The 1,490-nt window shown below is 55.1% G+C and carries 1 protein-coding gene and 1 pseudogene; one reads left to right on the top strand and one right to left on the bottom strand.

Annotated elements, in window-relative coordinates:
- The first annotated feature begins 123 nt into the window (after positions 1-123).
- On the top strand, positions 124-1,071 hold the full coding sequence (locus H7A81_RS27230; RefSeq protein ID WP_182059332.1) for a LysR family transcriptional regulator: 948 nt from the start codon (positions 124-126) through the stop codon (positions 1,069-1,071).
- Here H7A81_RS27230 and H7A81_RS27225 read toward each other — a convergent pair.
- Positions 1,053-1,346 (bottom strand): annotated as a pseudogene (locus H7A81_RS27225) (malonate decarboxylase subunit epsilon); the annotation flags it as partial. The gene H7A81_RS27230 and the pseudogene H7A81_RS27225 sit on opposite strands and share 19 nt — an antisense overlap.
- Between the last annotated feature and the right edge of the window lie 144 nt (positions 1,347-1,490).

The following is a 1,490-nucleotide window of genomic DNA, read 5'->3' as shown; positions in this document are numbered from 1 at the left end:
GGATCCGTCAGGGGCGGCCATGTTAGTAGTGAGGCCGACATACATCTTACATACCCGTTTTTGGCTAACCCGCATCGCGGCTTAACGTTATAGTGCCCTCACTGATGACGATATGAAACCGGCATGAAACTTACCCTCGACAATGATCTCACCATTCGCAAGCTGCTGATTTTCAGCTGCTACATGGAAACGGAAAACCTCGCCAGAGCGGCAGAAACGCTGGGGATCAGCACCGTGAGCGTGCATCGTGCGCTACACACGCTGGAAGAGAGTTTGCGTTGTCCGCTGTTTGAACATAAAGGCCGCAACCTGGTGGCACTGCCCGCCGCTACGACGCTGCTGGAATACAGCCGGGAAGCGCTGGCCACGCTGAGTCAGGGCATTGATGAAACACGACGCACTGCAGGTATCGGTCTGGGGCATCTGCGTGTGGGCACCTTATATTCTCTGTCGCTGGAAACCGTGCCGCGTCTGATCATGAAAATGAAACTGCGCCGCCCCGAGTTAGAACTCAACCTCACCATGGGCTCCAATGATTTGCTGCTGCGCGCGCTGAAAGATAATCAGTTGGATGCGATTATCATTTCTGTCAGCGAAGCCGAGATCGATGAAAAGATTTTTGAGCAGGTGGCGCTGTTTCAGGACGATATCTTTCTTGCCGTGCCCGCGGGTGGCGATGATAAAAGCGAGGAAGATATCGATCTGCGCAGCTACAGTGACAAACCCTTTGTCTCGCTGGCAGAAGGCTTTGCTACCTTTGCCGGATTTCAGGAAGCCTGTCACGTTGCCGGTTTTGAACCCAACATCGTCACGCGCGTGAATGACATCTTCTCGATGCTGAGTTTGGTGCAGGCGGGAATGGGCTATTCGCTGGTGCCGGGCAGGATGCGTAAGCAGTATGAAAACGATCTGCGTTTTCTCCGCTTAGCCGAGCCGTATCAAATGCGGCAGCAGATCGCTATCGTGTTCCCGCGTAACCGCGAACACGATCCGAACCTGCTGGCACTGGTGGCTGAAGGGCGTATGTTTGCCCTGAGTTTGCAGGAAAAAGTTCAGCGCACCAGCCGCTGAAACAGACGCAGCGCCACTTCAGCGCCGCTGCGCTCAAGGGCGATACACTCGCCCTGGCACTGCACACTACGCGTTAAGCCCGTCAGCACTTCGCCGGGCGGCATCTCAATCACCAGACGCACGTCGCGTTCTTTCGCCGCCACCATCGCTTCATGCCAGCGCACGCTGCGCGCCATGTTCATCGCCAGATCGTCGGCAATACGTTCCGGCTGCCAGAGAACGCGAGCGCTGCTGCCGCTTAAATACGCTAATGGCGGACGTTCTAATCCGACCTTGTCAGTACAGTAAAGCGTCGTGTAGAGAAGATGTGTACCAACTTGTTAACGTTCCGGCGAAAAGTCGTTGTCATAGAATGATAGATAGGATGTACGTAGCGTATGGGATGGGGGTAGGAAAGAGCGGGGGAGAGGGTGGACATA

The organism is Pantoea sp. ME81 (assembly GCF_903970985.1).
Lineage (GTDB): Bacteria > Pseudomonadota > Gammaproteobacteria > Enterobacterales > Enterobacteriaceae > Pantoea > Pantoea communis.
The sequence above is the reverse complement of the archived record's forward strand: the minus strand, read 5'-3'. Positions and strand labels throughout refer to the sequence as shown.